This is a genomic window from Alkalibacterium sp. f15, from assembly GCF_049389645.1.
Classification (GTDB): domain Bacteria; phylum Bacillota; class Bacilli; order Lactobacillales; family Carnobacteriaceae_A; genus Alkalibacterium.
The window spans coordinates 474024-493178 of sequence record NZ_CP186540.1 but is presented as its reverse complement, the minus strand read 5'-3'; the positions used below and the strand labels follow the sequence as shown (position 1 = coordinate 493178).

At 38.2% G+C, this 19155-nt stretch carries 21 protein-coding genes; 11 read left to right on the top strand and 10 right to left on the bottom strand.

The features are described 5' to 3' along the window. Positions 1–32 precede the first annotated feature (32 nt). From ACO1PF_RS02565 to ACO1PF_RS02540, 6 genes are all read left to right on the top strand, one after another. Positions 33–902, top strand: coding sequence for a D-alanyl-D-alanine carboxypeptidase family protein (locus ACO1PF_RS02565; protein ID WP_423189793.1), 870 nt, complete (start codon positions 33–35; stop codon positions 900–902). Then, entirely contained in the window at positions 892–2196 is a 1305-nt protein-coding gene (locus ACO1PF_RS02560; RefSeq protein ID WP_423189792.1) for a CapA family protein, read from the top strand. Before ACO1PF_RS02565 ends, ACO1PF_RS02560 begins: the two co-directional genes overlap by 11 nt. Positions 2197–2425: 229 nt before the next feature. Next, positions 2426–2905, top strand: coding sequence for a DUF2975 domain-containing protein (locus ACO1PF_RS02555; RefSeq protein ID WP_423189791.1), 480 nt, complete (start codon positions 2426–2428; stop codon positions 2903–2905). Between the two features lie 10 nt (positions 2906–2915). Next, positions 2916–3137, top strand: a complete 222-nt coding sequence (locus ACO1PF_RS02550) for a helix-turn-helix domain-containing protein (RefSeq protein ID WP_423189790.1) — start codon at positions 2916–2918, stop codon at positions 3135–3137. A gap of 122 nt (positions 3138–3259) precedes the next feature. Continuing rightward, positions 3260–4711 (top strand): bifunctional metallophosphatase/5'-nucleotidase, encoded by a 1452-nt coding sequence (locus tag ACO1PF_RS02545; RefSeq protein ID WP_423189789.1) that lies wholly within the window; start codon positions 3260–3262, stop codon positions 4709–4711. 18 nt (positions 4712–4729) lie between these two features. Continuing rightward, positions 4730–5035 (top strand): DUF1294 domain-containing protein, encoded by a 306-nt coding sequence (locus ACO1PF_RS02540; protein WP_423189788.1) that lies wholly within the window; start codon positions 4730–4732, stop codon positions 5033–5035. A gap of 394 nt (positions 5036–5429) precedes the next feature. Here ACO1PF_RS02540 and ACO1PF_RS02535 read toward each other — a convergent pair whose 3' ends face one another. Both ACO1PF_RS02535 and ACO1PF_RS02530 read right to left on the bottom strand, forming a co-directional pair. Next, the gene (locus ACO1PF_RS02535) at positions 5430–6434 is read right to left on the bottom strand and encodes an EAL domain-containing protein (RefSeq protein ID WP_423189787.1); all 1005 of its coding nucleotides are present in this window, start codon (positions 6432–6434) and stop codon (positions 5430–5432) included. A gap of 112 nt (positions 6435–6546) precedes the next feature. Then, the gene (locus ACO1PF_RS02530) at positions 6547–6693 is read right to left on the bottom strand and encodes a lmo0937 family membrane protein (protein ID WP_423189786.1); all 147 of its coding nucleotides are present in this window, start codon (positions 6691–6693) and stop codon (positions 6547–6549) included. Between the two features lie 154 nt (positions 6694–6847). Between ACO1PF_RS02530 and uvsE the strand changes: the two genes are divergently transcribed. The 5 genes from uvsE to ACO1PF_RS02505 all read left to right on the top strand — a co-directional run bounded on the left by uvsE (position 6848) and on the right by ACO1PF_RS02505 (position 12556). Further along, positions 6848–8107, top strand: a complete 1260-nt coding sequence (gene uvsE / locus ACO1PF_RS02525) for a UV DNA damage repair endonuclease UvsE (protein WP_423189785.1) — start codon at positions 6848–6850, stop codon at positions 8105–8107. An 18-nt stretch (positions 8108–8125) separates the two neighbouring features. Then, positions 8126–8854 (top strand): tryptophan-rich sensory protein, encoded by a 729-nt coding sequence (locus ACO1PF_RS02520; RefSeq protein WP_423189784.1) that lies wholly within the window; start codon positions 8126–8128, stop codon positions 8852–8854. Positions 8855–9018: 164 nt separating this feature from the next. Continuing rightward, a complete protein-coding gene (locus tag ACO1PF_RS02515) occupies positions 9019–10020 on the top strand; it encodes a YeiH family protein (RefSeq protein ID WP_423190486.1) in 1002 nt (333 codons plus the stop codon). A 30-nt stretch (positions 10021–10050) separates the two neighbouring features. After that, the gene (locus ACO1PF_RS02510; RefSeq protein WP_423189783.1) at positions 10051–10953 is read left to right on the top strand and encodes a glycerophosphodiester phosphodiesterase; all 903 of its coding nucleotides are present in this window, start codon (positions 10051–10053) and stop codon (positions 10951–10953) included. Positions 10954–10996: 43 nt separating this feature from the next. Continuing rightward, entirely contained in the window at positions 10997–12556 is a 1560-nt protein-coding gene (locus tag ACO1PF_RS02505; protein WP_423189782.1) for a bifunctional metallophosphatase/5'-nucleotidase, read from the top strand. A gap of 38 nt (positions 12557–12594) precedes the next feature. On the opposite strand, the gene ACO1PF_RS02500 is transcribed toward ACO1PF_RS02505, so the two are convergent. From ACO1PF_RS02500 to hisD, 8 genes are all read right to left on the bottom strand, one after another. Continuing rightward, positions 12595–13494, bottom strand: a complete 900-nt coding sequence (locus tag ACO1PF_RS02500) for a cation diffusion facilitator family transporter (protein ID WP_423189781.1) — start codon at positions 13492–13494, stop codon at positions 12595–12597. A gap of 162 nt (positions 13495–13656) precedes the next feature. After that, on the bottom strand, positions 13657–14298 hold the full coding sequence (hisIE, locus tag ACO1PF_RS02495; protein WP_423189780.1) for a bifunctional phosphoribosyl-AMP cyclohydrolase/phosphoribosyl-ATP diphosphatase HisIE: 642 nt from the start codon (positions 14296–14298) through the stop codon (positions 13657–13659). Then, positions 14291–15055 carry an imidazole glycerol phosphate synthase subunit HisF gene (hisF, locus tag ACO1PF_RS02490; RefSeq protein WP_423189779.1) on the bottom strand — a complete coding sequence of 255 codons (765 nt, stop codon included), beginning with the start codon at positions 15053–15055 and terminating at the stop codon, positions 14291–14293. The genes hisIE and hisF overlap by 8 nt, the downstream gene beginning before the upstream one ends. Beyond that, positions 15052–15756: a 1-(5-phosphoribosyl)-5-((5-phosphoribosylamino)methylideneamino)imidazole-4-carboxamide isomerase gene (hisA, locus tag ACO1PF_RS02485; RefSeq protein WP_423189778.1), complete on the bottom strand. Its 705-nt coding sequence runs from the start codon at positions 15754–15756 to the stop codon at positions 15052–15054. The genes hisF and hisA overlap by 4 nt, the downstream gene beginning before the upstream one ends. Continuing rightward, positions 15753–16331 carry an imidazole glycerol phosphate synthase subunit HisH gene (hisH, locus tag ACO1PF_RS02480; RefSeq protein ID WP_423189777.1) on the bottom strand — a complete coding sequence of 193 codons (579 nt, stop codon included), beginning with the start codon at positions 16329–16331 and terminating at the stop codon, positions 15753–15755. The genes hisA and hisH overlap by 4 nt, the downstream gene beginning before the upstream one ends. Next, the gene (gene hisB / locus ACO1PF_RS02475; RefSeq protein ID WP_423189776.1) at positions 16328–16909 is read right to left on the bottom strand and encodes an imidazoleglycerol-phosphate dehydratase HisB; all 582 of its coding nucleotides are present in this window, start codon (positions 16907–16909) and stop codon (positions 16328–16330) included. The genes hisH and hisB overlap by 4 nt, the downstream gene beginning before the upstream one ends. Further along, the gene (locus tag ACO1PF_RS02470) at positions 16906–17904 is read right to left on the bottom strand and encodes an aminotransferase class I/II-fold pyridoxal phosphate-dependent enzyme (protein ID WP_423189775.1); all 999 of its coding nucleotides are present in this window, start codon (positions 17902–17904) and stop codon (positions 16906–16908) included. The genes hisB and ACO1PF_RS02470 overlap by 4 nt, the downstream gene beginning before the upstream one ends. Next, positions 17901–19151, bottom strand: coding sequence for a histidinol dehydrogenase (gene hisD / locus ACO1PF_RS02465; RefSeq protein WP_423189774.1), 1251 nt, complete (start codon positions 19149–19151; stop codon positions 17901–17903). The genes ACO1PF_RS02470 and hisD overlap by 4 nt, the downstream gene beginning before the upstream one ends. Positions 19152–19155 lie beyond the last annotated feature (4 nt).

The following is a 19155-nucleotide window of genomic DNA, read 5'->3' as shown; positions in this document are numbered from 1 at the left end:
CCTTAATAAAGATCAGCGAAGGGGATTTATGAATGACTTTTAAAAAATGGATGGTGACGACCAGTCTTGTATCAAGTGTTTTATTGTTGAATGCTTGCGGACAGACTTCTGAAGAGGAACCATCACCTGATGAAACAGCTCAAGAAGAAGTTAATCAAAACGAAGAGTCACAAACGACTGAAGAACCTGATGACGAAGATCAGATTGAAAATGATGAAGACTCAAATGGTTCGAACGCTTCAGATAACGAAGATGGCGAGCCATCTGACTCAGTAGACAACGGAAGACCACAACTTGACCTAGAAGAGGATGTCTTGGAACCCGCTAGTTTTTCAGTTTTAGTAAATAAACAGTACAGTCTACCTGAAGATTATGTACCGGACAACTTAGTCACAGTAGAAGTACCGACAGTACTTCCAAATCCTGAAATAAAACAGATGAGACAGGTTGCTGCAGACGCGCTCAAAGAAATGTTTGATACAGCAGAAACTTCCGGTATTATTCTTCATGCGCGGTCAGGTTACCGCTCATACCAGACACAAGTTCAATTGTTTAATAATTACGTTGACAATCACGGTGAAGAAGCAGCGAATAAATACAGTGCCCGACCAGGTGAGAGTGAACACCAAACGGGACTGGTCATGGATGTTACCAGTGAAAGTGTAGGCCTTCAGTTAACTGAAGAATTTGGTAACACAGAAGAAGGCACTTGGGTTAGGGACAACGCACATGAGTTCGGCTTCATTATCCGTTATCTAAAGGGTAAAGAAGATATAACAGGATATGTTTTTGAACCATGGCATATTCGCTATCTGGGTCCGGAATTAGCAACAGATGTTTACGAGAGTGGACTTTCTTATGAAGAATATTTAATCGATAGGGGGATAAACATTGAGATCTAATAATAGAAGAAGCAATAAAAATACTGTGATAATTCTTGCACTAATTGCCCTGGTTGTTGTTTTGATGGGAGCCGGTATTTATGCATGGGCTAATCCGTTCCAAAACGGTCAAGAAACAGTGGAGACAAACGAGGAAGTGGACCAAGATTCGGGAGATACTGCTGAAGAAGAGCCAAACAACAATGGAGAAACATCTGACTCGGATGAAGATGAACAAGAGCCTGAAGAGACATTTATCGATATCCGTATATCCGCAGTAGGTGATGTGATGGGTCATCTGAGTCAACTTATCGGTGCTCACGATGCTCAAACGGATACCTATGATTTTAATCCGGTTTTTGAAGATGTGAAACCTTTTATTGAAGAAGCGGATTTGGCACTTGCTAACTTGGAAACAACATTGGCGGGCTCATCGAGACCGTACAGTGGGTATCCGTTGTTTAACGCACCAGATGAATTGGCCGATGCACTTAAATACGCTGGTTTTGATACCATAGTTACGAGTAACAACCATAGTTTGGATACAAGAGACGAAGGTCTGAGAAGAACGGCTGAGGTAGTTAAGGATAGAGGGATGGATGTAGTTGGAACGTATGAAACAGCTCCTGATCCAGACGAACGTTTTTTAATCAAAGATGTAAAAGGAATAAAAGTTGCCATACTTGCCTACACTGAACATACAAATGGACTGGATGCACAATATTCTGCTGAAGAAGTTCATTCGATGATAAATATTATTGATGAAGCTCAAATGGTAAAAGATATCGAAAATGCTAAAGCACATGATCCGGATATTATCGTTGCCTATACGCATTGGGGAAATGAATACACAAGAGATCCTAATGAGTTTCAAACGACAAATGCAGAGATTCTTGCCCGTGAAGGCGTAGATATCATCTTTGGTGGTCACCCGCATGTGATTCATGAAGCTGAATTTATTGAAGTGGATGGCAACGAAGCCTTTGTGATCTATTCCCTAGGTAACATTTACTCGAATCAACGTAAAGAGACATTGGGTGAAGGATTTGAACCCACAGAAGATGGTGTTATCGCCAGCGTGGATATACAAAAAAATGAACAGACCGGAGAAACAACCATAAAAGGAGTCGATTTTGTTCCAACTTGGATGTATCGCCACAGCGATACTGGTGGAGCACCTTACACTTACCGTATATTACCTATCGAAGCACACCTGGAAGATACCACTGTCCAAGAATCTTATAAAGAACGTATGAGAAAGTCATATGAAGAAACAATGGATAGAATAAATATGCCGAATTCAGAAAATGAGTAAAGTGTTATGGAATATTTAATTTAATATTTTAAAAAGGTGGAAGCAGGAAAGTATCTGCTTCCACCCTTTTTATTAGGAAGGTTACAAAGAAAGTATATGTTGTAAAATAATCAAGTGATTATTTAATGCAAAACATATTAATTTCTATTTAAGTTCAATGATTGTTTATTGATAAACAATAAATAAAGGGCTAGAATTAATGGAAACAATATAACAGGAGTGGATTCATTTGAAGAAAGAAACCCTGATACTGAAAATTGCAGTTATTCTTATTGCGTTACCTGTTTTAGCCATTACACTATTTGGTTTTCCTTTAATTATTCAAGATGCAGCAGATAGTAGTATGAAAATGGCTCGTGTTTTGTATAGCCTTTTAACTGTTTTTTCTCTGACACTTTTCCCTTTTTTGGCAGCACTATATCAAGCTTTCAAATTACTCAAGTATATTGACACCAACGATGCCTTCTCAGAGAAATCGGTAGAAGCCTTAAAAAAAATAAAACTGTACGCCTTTTCTATTGCCTCGCTTCATTTATTGAGTTTTCCTCTGTACTTTATTGTGGGAGAAGTGGACGATGCGCCGGGCGTTATCATAGTAGGGATGATGTTTATTTCTGCACCAACAGTCATTGCAGTATTTGCGGCAGTCCTTCAGAAATTGATGGGAAATGCGCTTGAAATTAAACGGGACAATGACTTAACGATATAAGGAGGTTGCTATGGCCATACAAGTGAATTTGGATGTCATGTTAGCTAAAAGAAAGATGAGCGTTACTGAACTTTCGGATAAAGTTGGGATTACAATGGCTAATATCTCCATCTTGAAAACAGGAAAAGCAAAAGCCATAAGGTTTTCAACGCTGGATAAAATCTGTCGAGTTCTTAACTGCCAACCTGGTTACATTCTCGCGTATACTGATAAAGGTGATAACCAAGAGTAATTGATTGTCTATGATAACGTGTAATTGTTATAAATGAAGATCAAACAATTCAGTCTGATCACATTTTCTAAATATAGAACGAATAATAGAACTGTAAAAGAAAACATAAAGGAGTAATGATCATGCCAAATAACAAGAAAAACTTAACAATCATTCAAATGAATGATTCGCATGCCTACTTTAACTTACATCCTGAATGGTTTTTTGAAGAAGGTCGATTTGTATATCGAAATGCTGGAGGGTACGCCCGTATCGCGACACTCATAAAAGATATAAGCAACGATACCCCCAATGACGTATTGTTCTGTGATAATGGGGACACCTTGAACGGGACGATGCCAGCAGTAAGAACAGAGGGGGCTGCAGTCATTCCCATCATCAATGAACTGGGTATTGATGCTATGGCATTACACTGGGAGTTTGGATATGGACCTGAAACGTTAGTTGAAAAATCAAAAGGGTTGAATTTCCCACTGTTAGCGAATAACGTGTATAAAACAGAAAATGAAGAGCTTTTGTTTCCACCTTTTAAAGTTAAACAATATGAAAATTTGAAAATAGGCATAATAGGGATTGCCTCTAATATCGTTGATAAAACCATGCCGGCATCGTTTAGTGAAGGTGTCAGATTCACGTTAGGCAAAGATGAATTACCAGGAATAATTGAGACACTTAGAGAGCAGGAACAGGTTGATCTGGTGGTGCTCGTTTCACATTTGGGTTTCCCCCAAGATATGAAATTAGTATCAGAAGTAGCAGGCATAGATGTTTGTTTAAGCGGACACACGCACAATCGTTTAACTGAACCTGTTGTCCAGGGGGAAACAATAGTGATACAATCAGGTTGTCATGGTTCGTTTCTTGGTCGTCTTGATTTGGAGATAACTGCTGGTAAAATAACGCAGTTTGAACATGAATTGATCGAAGTCTCAGAAGATATTAAACCGGATGCTCGAATAGCTGAAATCATTGACCAAGAACTTTTACCTTTTAAAGAAGAGATGGAAACTATTGTAGGTGAAACGAAAACGGCCTTGAACCGTGCAACAATGCTTGAGTCGACGATGGACAATTTTCTTTTAACTGCCATTCTTGAAAGTACAGGAGCAGAAATGGCATTTTCAAACGGCTGGCGATACGGTGCACCGATCGTTCCGGGACAAGTGACACTCAATGATTTGTATAATATTGTACCGATGAACCCCCCCATTATGACTGCAGAAATAACTGGTCAGGAACTCTTGGATATGATAGAAGAAAATTTGGAGCGTTCAGTTTCTTCGGATGCTTATCAACAAATGGGCGGATTCATTAAACGTGCGTTAGGCTTGAAAGTGTTTCTGAAAATAGAAAATCCTAAAGGACAAAGAATCCAATCCTTATTTGTCAAAGATGAACCCGTTGACAGAACAAAAAGCTATCAGGTTGCTTACATTACGTCCCAAGGAGTGGGGCCAGAATACGGTCATAATAAGAAGGAATCATCTATTCATGCTGTGCAGAGTATGAAAGATTATCTGGAAAAGCATAGTCCAATTTCAATAAACTACTTAAAAACCTATGAACTTGTATAGGAATGAATGGAGAATAAAATGTTTGATGAAGTAAATGGAATAAATAGTCTGCTTTTAATAATCATTGGATTTATGAATGTCTTTACGTTTGGTATCTACTACATTGACAAACGTCGGGCTATAAATCACAAATATAGAATATCAGAAAAGACGTTACTGTTGTCCTCATTTGCTCTAGGAGGAATCGGCGCCTGGCTTAGCATGACGATATTCAGACATAAAACGCAACATGCTTTATTTAAATATAGCTTGCCGGTGGCTGCAATATCAACACTCGGTGTGATTTATATGCTTGTAAGCCAAGATATCTCCTCACTTTTTTAGAATTAATGATGAATAGCACTCTAATCTGCTAATTATAATGGGAATAGAAAGTTATTTTTTATTGCAATCAATATATTAACCTGCAAGAGGAAAATTGATTTAATAATAGAAGTATATCGATACGCCATATATATTATGAAATATGTTTACATCGTCATTAGAACACAGGGGTACGCTGACTGCTCATGCGCTATTTACGTTTGAGAAGAGTTTCCAAAAGCATAGAAAAATTTCACAATAAGAAATTAGTGGGCACATAGATAAAAAAATCAGCCTCTTTCGAAAATCGAAAGAGGCTGATTTTAAGTTTTAGCAAATTTTTTTTATTCAAATACGAATCATAAGAAATTAAGTTTGATCTAATTTTCAAAAAAAAGCTAAAAAGTACAATGGATTAAAATTGACTCAAATCGATTTCTTTATTTATCAAGGGATCTGGAAGTGGTTTGCCAAACAGATAGCCTTGAAACAATTCATACCCTTGATTCTTTAACCAATGAAAATCAGCAATGTCTTCGATACCTTCGGCTAAACATAGGCCTCCATAACTGTGAGCCTTCTCTAAAAATGATTTAGCTATTAGTTGTTTATCTTTGGAATGACTGACCCCTTGGGCAAAAGCCATATCTAATTTAATGAATGGCGGTTCTAATTCTCCTAACAAATCTAGCGTGTTATAACCAGAACCCACGTCATCCAAGGCATAGCTAAACCCATTTTTCTTATAGTAGCGAAGGATCGATTTTAAATGCTCGATATCATCAACTTTTTCAGTCTCCACGACTTCAAATACAAAACGGTCACTCGTTATATTCAAACTGTGTGCCAAGTCTGTCGTAGCTCTCAGACAGTATTCGGGCTGGTAAATAGCGGTAGGGATGAAATTGATAAAGGCCTTCTGATCACCATAAAGGCGTTTGATCTGTTTAACGGCCTGCATGCGACATAATCGGTCGAGCGCAAATGTCCGTCCTCGTAATTTAGCTGCTGGAAAAACTATATCCGGATATATAATTGCTTCTTCTTTATCAAAAAAACGTGCCAGTAACTCATAACCGTATATATCTCCTGTTTGCGTGATGATAGGCTGAAAGTGCATTTTTATACTTTTCTCTTTTATAAGTGCATCCAGCCATGATGTTTTTCTGTAGTCATCAAAGGTATCCAGTGACGACCATTCTTTGTGAAGGGGGGCAAAAGTTACACCGGATGTAAGATTCATTTCTCTCAAAAAATCAACCAGATCATTACTGGCAGCTTCAGATGTATGTAAGATATTTTCTTTCCAGATATATGAAGACGTATCATGAAAAAATTCTTTGGTGATCAAGCTTTTTAATTGTTTTGGAATGTTAAAGGTCAACTCACTTTTAACTATAGTACATGTGGAACAGTGCATGCTCATCCTCCTTTATTATATCTTAACATGTAATTAGAATAAGTTTTAGAAACATAAAAAAAGCGTTCTAGAATCATTCTAGAACGCTTTTTATTAAGCCTAAGTTACTTTTTTACGTATTTTTTCTTCCTGTAACCATATTCCAAATGAAAACAATGAGTGCAATGACGAGAAGAATATGGATAATTCCACCACCGATATCTAAAACCAAACCTAGAACCCAGAAAAGAACTAATATTCCAATAAGTGTCCACAACATAATATAACCTCCTTAAACTTTGATAATTTGATTATAGCAAAGTTTTTTCGAATCGTTTAATGATATGCACTTAATGATTAGTACTAATTATTCGTTTGAACAGAATGAGAATGGTAAACTTAGATTATAAATGAAGCTTGAAGAGGAGTACGTCATGAATATTGGATATGCATGCATAACAAAAGGGTTAGCTGACGCTAAGTACAAAACGTGTCGCAAGATAAATGCAACTGAAGAGAATCTGAAACTGTTGATCGAACATAATTTAAATGTGTTAGAGAAAATGATTGAATATAATCATCAAGCAGGTATTAAATTATTTCGTATCAGTTCGGATATTATTCCGTTCGGATCAGACTTTGTTGTGAACGATTTAGATTGGCCAACCCTATTTGAACCCTTATTTACTCGGATTGGAGAAAAAATCAGACGATATGGCATTCGGGTTTCGATGCATCCTGGTCAGTACACGGTCCTTAATTCACCAATAAAGGGAGTGGTGGATCGAGCAATTGATGATTTGAATTACCATACACTATTCTTAGATTCGTTAGGAGTTGGTTCAGAAAGTAAAATCATTTTGCATGTCGGTGGTGTATATAACGATAAAGAAGCTGCCATAGATAGATTTACCCAGGCATATGAACAACTCGACCGGAAGATCAAGGACCGGCTCATTATTGAGAATGATGATCGCTCATATACTATTCAAGATGTATTGACTGTTAGCAAAAGAACAGGTGCACCAGTCGTTTATGATAATTTGCATAATGCATTAAATAGTGAGGATGAAACCTATCCGGATTCTTACTGGATAAAGTTAGCGAAAAAAACGTGGAAAAACAAAGATGGACGTCCCAAAGTTCACTATTCACAGCAGCAACTCATTGGGAGGGAAGGATCTCATTCACAATTTATCAGAATCGATGAATTTATGGCTTTCTACCGAGATGTAGAGTCGTGTGATGTTGATATCATGCTGGAAGTTAAAGATAAAAACTTATCAGCAGTAAAGTGCCTCTTAGCGACAACGACTGATCCAAAGATAAGTGACTTGGAAAATGAATGGGCAAAATACAAGTACACTGTATTAGAACGGTCCCCAGCTATTTATGACAGCATTAGAGAACTACTGAAAAACAAATCGTCATACCCAGTTATTCCATTTTACCGGTTGATTGAAGCGGCTCTAGCTCAAGAAATCAATACTAATACGGCAATAAACAGTTTGGAACATGTTTGGGGATATGTTAATCAAGACGTTACAGTCAAAGAAAAAGAAAAATATCAAGAGTATAAATCCAATCTAATGGAAGACTTAAAATACTTAGAACGAGTTAAACGCTTCTTATACAAATTGGCAGTGAAGTATGAAGTAGACTATTTAATAAACTCTTTATATTTTGAATTATAGAATTCTCTGGAGGTTGTCATGATGAGAAGTAAAAAACAATTAGGTATTATTTATAGCCTGTGGTTCATCTTAATGTTGGTCGTCAATTATATTACTGCAACAGATGTGGGGATGGTGGCTGATCAAGATCCTGCAATAATCCAACCCGCTGGATACGTCTTTTCGATATGGGGTATTATTTACCTGTTGTTATTTGTCTGGATTGTACGTTTGGTTTTTTCTAAGTATAATAAAAACCGCATATACGAAAGCGTACATTATTGGCCCATCGTTAATTTTATTTTGAACGGGTTATGGATCATCGCTTTCACAGAGGGCTGGTACTTAGCTTCAGTTATAATAATAATCGCTTTACTCATTACTTTGATTTTTATTTATAGAAACATTTCTCGTGTTTCTTCTTACTGGTTTGATCGGTTACCTTTCTCTATTTATTTTGGCTGGGTAACGGTCGCTACACTCGTTAATATTATGACGTGGTTCAACGAAATGGGTAACGAGGAAGTATTTGGATTTGATGAATATCAGTTGACGCTGGCTTTACTGATTATAGGGACAGTGATTGCGATATTTGTTTCGCTACTCAATCGAGATTGGTTATACCCGTTGGTCTTTGCCTGGGCGTACGCTGGCATTATTGTAGAGACCGATTATCAGTTGTTCTGGCTAACGGTTGTATGTGGGGCAAGTATCTTTTTCCATCTTTTAGTATCAGTTCTCACTGGAATAAAAAGAATTAGACAGTGACATGAGTAGTGTGAAATCTTCAGTTATAGCTTGGAGCAGTATTAACCATACCGTGTCTATAAGTGAAGATTTTTCCTTTTTGCTTAATTAGTTTTTCAGTTAAGAATAATTAAATAAATGGTATAATGATTCAAGAATCGTTTGGAAGGATGAAAAGTTTGGAGATGAATTTGAAGAAGGTGCCCGGCATTGGATTGTCTGGAATAATTGCTTTAATTGCACTTTACATAGAAACGATATTACCAGGTCACTACATTGGGGCGACTGTAATTGCCATGTTTTTAGGTATTTTTTTTCGTACAGTCTACTATAATGAAGAAGTATTACAAGAAGGTGTGCAGTATGCCTCAAAGAAAATATTGAAAGGTGCAATTATATTATTAGGCGCTTCTCTTAATTTTTCTATCATATTAGAAGTTGGAAGTCAGACCCTGTTAGTCTTACTGTTTACTCTGTTTACCGCTTTTGGTGGAGGACACGTATTAGGAAAAATATTTAAAATCAACTGGAAGCTTAGTAATATGATCGCTGCCGGAACGGCCATCTGTGGAGGATCAGCTATCGCCGCGATGGCTCCGGTAATTGAAGCAGAAGATGCAGATGTGTCTTACGCTATCTCTTCGACCTTTTTGTTTGATATGTTGATGATTATCTTGTACCCGATCGTCGGTCGCTTATTGTTACTTAGCGATACTTTTTTCGGTTACTGGGCTGGAACATCTATTAACGATACATCGAGTGTCGTCGCTGCTAGCTTTGCATTTTCTGATGTAGCTGGAGAAGTCGCGACGATGGTGAAATTGACACGTACGTTAGCCATTATCCCGACCGTTTTAATCTTTTCAACCATATATTACAGGAACAAACGCAAACAACCTGATCTTAGAAAGGCTAAAGTCTCTCTTTCGGGTTTGATTCCCTGGTTTATAGTGATTTTCGTATTGATGGCTTTATTAAATTCAATAGGCATAATCAGCCCGAGTGTTGCTGGAGTAATGAAAACTATCAGTCGTTTTCTAATGGTTGTGGCTTTAGCCGCAATTGGTCTGAAAACGAACATGGCAGTTTTTGTTAAAACCGGTTGGAAACCTTTTATACATGGTTTCATATTATCTTCTCTGGTCGTCATCGTCTCTTATGTTGTTGTTCTATTTATCATTGGGTAATAGAGTTTTTTGAGAAGGAGAGAATATAAAATGAAAAAAACAGTTGGAATTATGGGCATTCTTTTAGTCAGTATTTTTATGCTTTGGTTTTTACTTTTTTTGTTTCCTTTATCATCAAAAAAAACCTATGCCTTTTTTGAAGAAAAAGAAGGCCCCTTAGTGATCGCTCATCGGGGAGGAAAAGCACTTGCCCCTGAAAATACACTAGCAGCCTTTAGAAATGCAGCAGAGTTAGCTGTAGATATGCTGGAATACGACGTACATATAACTGTCGATGGACATCTGGTAGTTATTCATGATGACACCGTAGACCGTACAACCAACGGCACAGGAAGGGTCAATGAAATGACCCTTGAAGAAATAAAAGCCTTAGATGCAGGTTACCGTTTTAAAGACGCTAATGGCGATTTTGTGTTTCGAAACTCAGGCATAAAAATACCCACAGTAGAAGAAGTTTTTTCAGAATTTAGTGATAAGAAACATTTAATAGAACTTAAGGATTCCAACAATCCACTTATGTATGAGGCTTTAATTGTTGAAATGTGGAATGAGATTCAAAAGTTTAATATGAAAGATAATGTTTTGATTGCCAGTTTTGATCATGCTATAAACCTGAGATTCCAGGATGTTTCCAATGGCGAAGTAGCCATTGGCGCAGGAAAAGAAGAGACGAGACATTTCGTCACAATACATAAGGCTCTTCTTAATGCGCTTTATAGACCCAAAGCAGCAGCTTTCCAGTTGCCAACTGAACTGGAAGGTTATAATTTAGTTGATTGGAAATTGATCCGAGGGGCAAATAACCGCGGGATGCAAATCTACTATTGGACGATCAATGAAGAAGAAATGATGAAAAAACTGATTGACATTGGTGTTGATGGAATCATGACAGATAACCCTCGGTTACTATTGGATGTATTATCAAATAACTAGTATTAATTGATTTTAAAAATCAAGTTACAGAAAGGAATATTTGATGGAGTTCACATTATTTGAGACAAGTGACGTGCACGGTTATCTTTATCCTACTGATTATCAGTCACGCAAGCATGAGCAAGAACACGGTTTATTTAAAATAGCCTCTCTACTAGAAAGAGAACGTCAAGCGACAAAAGGACCAAGTCTTACTATTGAGAACGGTGATATTATTCAAGGATCACCATTTACTCATTACTTAGTTAAACATAAAAAATCGGCTAAATATTTAACGGATGCAGTCAATCAAATGAATTTTGATGCTGGCATAATTGGAAATCATGAATTTAACTATGGGTTAGATTACCTAAATTCTGCAGTTGAAACGGCAAAGTATCCTTTCTTATGTGCCAATATAGTGAAAAGTGACGGTAGTTTAGCTTTCGGTCAAGCATATAAAATGTTTGAACAGGACGGAATCAAGGTGGCTATATTGGGTTTGACGACTCAATATATACCTAATTGGGAACACCCGGAAAATTATAAAGGTTTGACCTTCTTATCAGCGACAGAAACTGCAAAGAAATATGTGCCCGAGTTAAGAGAACAAGCTGACATCGTTGTCGTCAGTTATCACGGAGGATTTGAAAAAGATCTTAAAACAGGTAAAGAGACTGAAGTGCAGACAGGTGAGAATGAAGGTTATAAGATATTAGAAGAAGTTGAAGGCATTGATGTCTTACTTACTGGTCATCAGCACCGCTTGATAGCTGAAGTCGTCAAAAATACTGCCGTAATCATGCCTGGCCATAAAGGGGAATATTTAGGTAAAGTTGTGATTGAACTTGAGAAAAATAACGACACTCTGACAATCAAAAAAATGAAACCTGAACTTCTTTCGGTCGAAGGGGTACCCGTTGATGAAAAATTGTTCAATCAATTAAAATGGTTGAATGACGAAGTGGAAGAGTGGCTAGACCAGCCTGTCGGACAGGTTCAAGGAGACATGCAAATATTTGATGTAGAAAAAGCACGACGAGAAGAACATCCTTATATTGAATTTATCAACCGTGTTCAGATGTATTATGCTAAATGTGATATATCGGGCACTGCTCTTTTCAATAATAAAGTTAATGGTTTTGATGAATCTGTATCGTTGAGAGATGTGGTTCTTAATTACATCTATCCAAATACTTTAGCCGTTCTCAAAGTAACAGGTGAAGAATTGAAGAATGCTATAGAACGATCTGCAACGTATTTCAAAGTGCAAGATGACAACCAGATAACCATTAATCCTGAATTTATGAATCCCAAACCTCAAATGTACAATTATGATATGTATGAAGGCATCGACTACACGATAGATGTCACACAGCCTGAAGGAGAAAGAGTGGTGGAATTTAAGTATCAGGGTAAAGATATATTACCCAATGATGACTTGGAAATTGTGATCAACCAATACCGAGCGGTGGGTGGAGGCGATTACGGTATGTTTGATGCAACGAAAATCATTCGGGAAGTGACGATCCCAATGAGTGAACTTATCGGTGACTATTTTGCGCAATTCTCACCGATTGTAGCTGAAGTGAATAATAACTTTAAAGTCATTTCTACCAAATGAGAAAAGACGGATTTCTATGAAAATAGAAATCCGTCTTTTTACATTTGGTCTTCGTTGAATTGGTTGATTAAATCATCTGGTTCGACATGAACATCCGTATGCATGACATCGAAATTTTCATAAAGCAGCTTTTCGATATTCTCGGTTATATCGTGGCTTTCTCGTACCGTCATGTTTCGATCAACTAAAATAGTGACATCTACATACGTATTAGCCCCGTACATGCGAGCTTTTATAGATGCAACGTTTTTGACTTCTGGGATCATCTGTATTTCAGTCTTGTACAAAGATAACTGTTTGTCTTTAAAACCGTCAGATAATAAAAAGGTACTTTCTTTAAAAATATCAATACCTGTTCTAACTATAATAAGGGCGACGATGGATGCCATGACAGTATCTAACCAGACCCAGCCAAAAGAAGCACCTAGGATGGCAACGGCTGTTGCGATACTCGTTAGGCTGTCGGCTAGATTATCTTGAGCCACAGCTTTTAATCCAGTACTTTTCGCTTCCTTTGCTAATAATAGGTTGTAGCGGTAAAGAAACAGCAATACCACTGCACTGATTATAGCAATGACAGCAGCGAGTTGATTGGGTGCTACCAATTCACCTCTATATAGACGAACAATACTGCTTTGAAAAACTTGGAATCCGACAAACATCATGATAAATGACGTAATTAAACTGGCGATGGGTTCCGCTTTCCAATGTCCATAAGGGTGATCGGCATCAGCCGGTATCCTCGCGGTTTTCAGGCCGAATAGGACAGTTACAGATGAAAATACATCCGTTAAGTTATTCAATCCATCGGCGGATAAGGATGTTGAACGCAGAAAAAAACCGACGGAAATTTTTACTATAGCCAGTATCACATAGACACCAATCGACACTTTTGCGCCTTTTTCTGCTATTCGGACACGATTGATTTGATTTTTCAAGATATCCCTACTTTAATTTTATTGCATTTGATAAATTACATTATGCTTATTAATTTTAAAAGAATGAAGATGAAAATACAACAAAGAACTGTGATGAAAGACTAAATTTAAGGTGTCTTTAATTATTAAGGAGAGTATATTGGATGAAAAAGTGAGAATCTCTTACCAATTATTTACGTCTTTTCGTTCCCCTTTGAAATTGTTCTGTTTCTCGTGTCTTGAAGCTAATACAGTCTCGACATCTGAAATGGACACTCCGGTTTGATGGAGTAGAACGCCGAGATGATATAAGACGTCAGCTGTTTCGTTAGCGACTTCTTCTTTGTTGTTATTCTTCGCGCCTATAACGACTTCAAAAGCTTCTTCACCGAATTTTTTTGCTATCTTATCGATGCCTTCGCTCAAAAGATAGTTTGTGTAAGATTTCTCTTCACTTGAACCGGCTCGAGCTTGGATCGTTGCTTCGATATCTTTCAATGTAAAAGAGGGTCCGAGATTGAAACAGCTCTTTGACCCCGTATGGCAAGTAGGACCAACCGGGTCGATCATAACGAGCAAGGCATCTTGATCACAATCTAAATGCATGTCTTTGACGTATTGCAGATTACCACTTGTTTCGCCTTTTTTCCATAAGCGATTCTTTGAACGAGAAAAAAACCAGACAACTTCATCCTGTTTCGTTTTTTCAAAAGCCTCTTCGTTCATATAGCCCATCATTCGAACATCTTTTGTTGTGTAATGTTGCAGGATAACTGGAAGTAATCCTTTTGAAAAATCTGGTTGTAATGCATTGTAATTAGACATGGCGCATAGGCACTCCTTTTAACTGACATGAGTCTTTGACTTCTTGAATCGAAACATCTTCATCATGAAAAATAGAGGCAGCTAGTCCTGCCGAAACATCTGTATTTAAGAAAAGATCCGCAAAATGCTGCGCATTTCCTGCACCACCCGAAGCGATAACAGGTATATTGACTATTTCTTTAATTTTTGAAAGCAATACATGATCGAATCCCTGCTGCATGCCATCATAATCCATACTGGTAATCAGTAGTTCTCCTGCTCCACGAGATTCTACTTCTTTTACCCAATCCAATGTTTTTACATCCGTTTTTTTCTTGCCTCCATGCGTGTAGCAATACCAGTCTTGTTCCTTTTCCTCCCATTTAGCATCAACTGCGATGCAGATACACTGAGAGCCAAATTTTTCACTGGTTTCGTTGATCAATGAAGGATCTTTCAAGGCTGCTGAATTCAAACTCACTTTATCTGCACCCGCATTTAATACAGCTGAGATATCTGCTGAAGATTTCAGCCCGCCACCGATAGTCATCGGGATAAAGAGTTCTTTGGCAGTTTTTCTGATCACATCAAGCATTAGGGCGTTACCCGTATCGGTTGCTGAAATATCGAGGAAGACTAATTCATCGGCTCCTAATGTGTTATAGCGTTTAGCTAATTCAACTGGATCTCCAATTTCACGTAGTCCTTTGAACTGAATACCTTTAACCACAATGCCATCTCTGACATCGAGACAAGGAATGATACGTTTTTTAATCATTTAATCCCCTCCCAAAAAGTATCCGTATTAGCTGCTTTTCCGACAATGGCCGCTTTAACGCCGGCATCTTCTAATATTTTCAAATCTGCTGAACTGCGTATGCCACCTGAGGCAGTGATTGGGTGAGGGGTAAGACCCACTAGTTTTTTTGTCAGTTCGAAGTTAGGACCCTGCATTTTACCGTCTTTGGAAATGTCGGTGTAAATAATGCCGCCTAAGGCTAGAGAAGCTGTTTCTGCAGCAACATCATAAATGGTTTTTCCAACTGATTCTGTCCAGCCGTTGACTGCGACCTGTTCTTTTTTTGCATCCAGGCCTAAATAAATTTTGCCCGGGTAGAGGGTGGTTATTTTCTTGAGCCAAGCGCTATCTTGTAAGCCGCGTGTGCCAACGATGACGTATGACGCACCGCTTGAAAAGTAATAGTCGATCGTTTCTGTTGAACGAATACCGCCGCCAATTTCGACGGGATAGGCACTGGAAGCGATCAATTCTTTAATGAATGCTTTTTCTGTCGGTTTCTGGTGTAGTGCTCCCATCAAATCAACAATATGGATACGAGTTACTTCCTTGAATTGATTGTAAAAAGCAATGGCTTCTTTAGGAGAACGTTTCATAACTTCTTTTGAAGCATAAACACCTTCGGTCAATCGCACACTCTGGTTATCAATTAAATCTATTGCTGGCCAAATTTCTATCACAGATTAAAACCACCTTTTATCGCTTGATTGAGTATTTGCAGTCCCAGGTCTCCACTTTTTTCAGGGTGAAACTGAATACCGATTAAATGATCTTTCTGGACAATTGCCACCACAGGCTCTTCATAAGATGCTGTAGCAACAACATTTTCTTCTGTATGCACTTTATATGAATGGATAAAGTAAACGTCGCCCTGCAGAGAAGGAAGAGGAGAGTCCAGTTGATTCCATCCCAAATGGGGTACCGGAAGAGATCCGGTTATTTTTTTAACTGTTCCAGGTAAATAGCCAAGCCCATCTACATTTCCTTCTTCACTCTTTTCAAAAAGAAGCTGCATACCTAAACAGATACCAATAAACGGTTTTTTGTCTTTTAATTCATTCAATACAGGTAACAACTCTAGTTCTGATAGACGGTTCATCGCATCTTTAAAATGACCGACACCAGGTAGTATGATCGTGTCTGCCTCAATGAGTTCTTTTGTATCATGAGTGACCACAACATCATGACCCAAATAATGCAAAGCGTTTGATAGATTAGCGATGTTACCCAATCCATAGTCTACGATAGCAATCATTCTTCGATGACTCCTTTCGACGAAGGAAGGCGGGAAACGTCAGAAGACTGTGAGGCTTTCCTTAAAGCCTGTGCGAAAGACTTGAAAAGGGCCTCGATTTCATGATGGGTATTTCCACCGCGAATCAAATCGAGATGAACGGTCAAGCGGGCATGAATAGTCAGTGCATAGAAGAATTCTTTGACTAACTGAACGTCAAACGTTCCGACCGTTTGACTGGAAAAATCAGATTCAAAAGATAAAAAAGGACGACCGCTGATATCGACAACTGCACGCGCCAATGTTTCATCCATCGGAACATAGGCAGTCCCGTAACGTTCAATTGAAGACTTATCCTGATTTAACTCAGCAATGGCTTGTCCTAACAAAATACCAATATCTTCTGTAGTGTGGTGATCATCCACATCTGTATCACCATCGACAGCAATATCCAGTACAAAATGACTATGAAAAGCAAACAGGTCCAGCATGTGGTTTAAAAAGCCTACACCAGTATCGATTTTGGATTCAGATAAACCTTTATCTATGCTTAATTTGATACGTGTTTCTTTCGTGTTACGTTCTTTGGTTATGGTCATTGAGATGCTCTCCATTTCCTTACGATTTTTCTCAGTTCATCCAATTGTTCTTCGGTTGCTATCGAATATCTGACAGCTTCTTTAAGTGTTGGTTGATCAGAATCAGGAAACATTCTGGGTTGGAAGCCATTTTGTTTTACAAAGTTACCTAATTCTAATGCTTTTTCTCCATAGGTAAACAAAAAATTAGTGTGACTCTCTAGCATGTTGATGACATCTCCGACTTCTTCTTTGAAGAGTTGGTGCAATTGTTTGGCCAACTTTTTATTTAAAGAAATAAAATCAGTCAGTCGTTCAGGTTGATTCAACAGATAATGAGCGATGTTTAAGGAAAGAGTGTTGAGTGGGTAAGGATGTGCGATAGAGTTTAACACTTTCATGGTGTTCTCAGTCGAAAAAGCGACACCAATGCGTAATCCCGCTAAACCATATACCTTTGAAAGCGTACGAAAGCGAATGATGTGATCGCCTTCAGGATAATTGGGGATCTCATCTAAAAACTCGGCATAGGCTTCGTCAATAATAATGTAACCATTAACTTCCCTCATTAATTCAGCTGCTTTCTCGATGAAATCGAGGGGGTGCATCATACCAAAGGGATTATTTGGCTGTGAGAAGATAAAAATAGAAGGGCGATACTCTTTAATTTTTTTGAAGACGTCCTCATAATCAAATGTCATATCCGGTTGAGCATCAACTTTTATGAGCGGACGTTTGAATTGCATGGCATATTCTTCATACATCACAAAATCCGGATCGAGAACCAAAGCGGGTCCTTTACCTAAAATAATCATCGCTTTTTGAATCCATTCATCTGATCCGTTTGCAAAAGAGACCAGGTTTGAATCCAGATGATTATAGTCAGCATAACTCTCTTGTAAGTGCTGATATTCATTGGTCGCATAGTGATTGAAATGTGTATCTATAGCAATTTTACTGATTTCATCTTCAGTTAATGCTCTATATGGACTTTCATTTTTGTCTATGCGTATCATTTCAATTCCTCCAGTCGACAGGCTAAAGAATCATGATGGGCTTGGAGTGATTCTTCCAAAGCTAAATGCATACCGCTGGGGGCCATCTTTAAAAACGACTCTTTTTTTAGAGCAATAATAGAGTTGGTTCGTAAAAAGTCATTGACTGTTAAGCCGTTGCTAAATCTCGCTGTTCCTCCAGTCGGTAAAACGTGACTGGGTCCTGCGACGTAATCACCAATAGCTTCAGGTGAATAGTCGCCTACAAATAAAGCACCGGCAGTTTTGATCTGATCGATATACGACTCTGCATCTTTTGTTTGAATCGAGACATGTTCACCGGCAATCAAGTTGACGCATTCGATCGTCTCTTCTTTATTAGCTGTAAGAATAGAATAATGATGATCCTTTAGACTGGCCGCTATTATTTGAGCGCGAGGTTGTTTGTTTGCCAATACAGCAACTGCTTCTTTTATTTCTAATAGCTTTTCTTTGTTTTCACTTATCAAAAAGGTTCGGGCCAATACATCATGTTCAGCCTGCGCAAGTAAATCGTAAGCAACAAATTCCGCCCGCGTCGTTTCATCGACGACAACAACAATTTCACTTGGACCGGCAATAGAATCGATACCTACATCACCATAAACCATTTTTTTAGCTAAGGCGACGTACTGATTCCCTGGACCGGCAATTTTATCCACTCTTGGAATGGTTTCTGTACCATAAGCTAATGCAGCGATGGCTTGAGCGCCACCCACTTGAAAGACACGGTCCACTTGAGCAATGTGGCAGGCGGCTAAAATAGCCTGATTAACGCCATCTTTTTGTGGAGGTGTAGTGGCAATGATTTCATTAACGCCGGCAACCTTTGCCAATACGGCGGTCATTAATACCGTTGAGACCAGAGGGGCAGTCCCGCCAGGCACATAGACACCCACACGATTCAAAGGGTGAACTTTTTGATAGAGTTCTGACTTTGGACTGTCGGAAATTTTTATAGATTCCTGGTAGTCCCATATGTTTTTATAGGCCATTTCTAAAGCTTCTCTTAGTTCATCGTCGATTGACTGATACGCTAATTCGAGATCAGAGGGTTTGATTTCCAAATCAGTCAGCGTTACGTTATCAAATTTTTCGGAATAGTCAAATAATGCTTTATCTTTTTTCTCCTGAACAGTCTGTATGATAGTCATGACTTGCTCCAACTTACTCCAGTCTGTGTCGTTCGTTGATGCATATATTTGCTTGAAAGTATCAATTGTATACATTTAC